Genomic DNA, 1286 nt, shown 5'->3' with positions numbered 1-1286 from the left:
CTCAAACTCAGACGGTTATTGATGAAGAGGAAACCGTTACCCAGATTGTCGAAAAAAAGATTTGGACACCTGTACTCAAGCCAGCACCGGAACGCTGGTTGGATTTAGCCCTGGTGGTGGAGGAATGTTCCACAGTCATTTGGCAAGAAATAATCGCTGAATTTCAGAAACTGACTGAACTTCAAGGCGCTTTTCGAGATGTTCGCAGTTGGAGCTTGAGAGTAGACAAGGATGGAGCAATTCGGTTTTTTTCCCAGAAGAATATCTCAACAGCTCAACAATCTTCCCGCAGTCCAAAGGAATTATTAGACCCCGCAGGTAGGCGATTAATCCTGTTAATTAGTGATTGCATATCTCCAATTTGGCGTCAAGGTAAAATCCATGACCTCTTGAAACTTTGGTCTAATGCAGGCTCCCTAGCAATTGTACAACTCTTGCCAGAACGGTTGTGGGGACGAACTGCATTAGGTGCTGGCTTTCCCATTAAATTAAGTGCTTTAGTCCCAGGCGTTGCCAATAGTCAACTAGTAGTTGATGGATTACCTGTTTGGACAGAGGTGGATCCTGCCAACAGTTTAAACTTACCTGTGGTTACCTTAGAACCTGATTCTCTCAAACAATGGTCGCGAGTGGTGGCTGGAGTAGGGAATACCCAAACCGCTGGGATTTTGTTGGAGTTATCTTTAGTCACTTCTTTAGCCCAAGCTTCACCAACAGCTCAAAAGGAATTATCTGCGGTAGAGTTGGTGAAGCGATTTCGGACAACAGCATCCCCTACAGCAAGACGTTTAGCGGGATTGATGGCAGCAGTTCCTGTGAGTTTGCCTGTGGTTTATCTTATCCAAGAAACTCTACTGCCAGAGTCGATGCAGGTTCATGTTGCTGAAGTCTTCATGAGTGGTCTTTTACAACCCGTTTCCTCTCAAGGGGAGTATGAGTTTGTCGAAGGAGTCAGAGACTTACTAGTAGACTCCGTTCCGATTCCAGATGTTGATGCAGTGCTGCAAGAAGTTTCCCAATATATTGCCCGCCGCGCTGGTTTATCGATTAAGTATTTTGCTGCCCTACTATCTCCCTACACCAAGTGGGATACAGCTACTGAAAGGGAAGTGATGCCCTTTGCTAAGATTGCCACCAAGGTTCTGTATCGTTTGGGAGGAGACTATGCAGTGTTAGCTAAACAGTTGGACTGTCTTTTTCAGATTGAGCTAGAACCGTTTGAGTTTGAAGTGGCAACTATTGAGTTGAAACACCAAATGCTGTAAGCTTTCGGTGTGGCAGCTACT

General features: G+C 45.3%; 1 protein-coding gene. It reads left to right on the top strand.

The features are described 5' to 3' along the window. On the top strand, positions 1 to 1265 hold a 1265-nt coding region (locus F6K49_RS49980; RefSeq protein WP_293110260.1), incomplete at its 5' end, for an SAV_2336 N-terminal domain-related protein. Positions 1266 to 1286 lie beyond the last annotated feature (21 nt).

The organism is Moorena sp. SIO3I6 (genome assembly GCF_010672095.1).
Note: the sequence above shows the minus strand (reverse complement) of the source record. Positions and strands in the feature narration are given on the sequence as shown.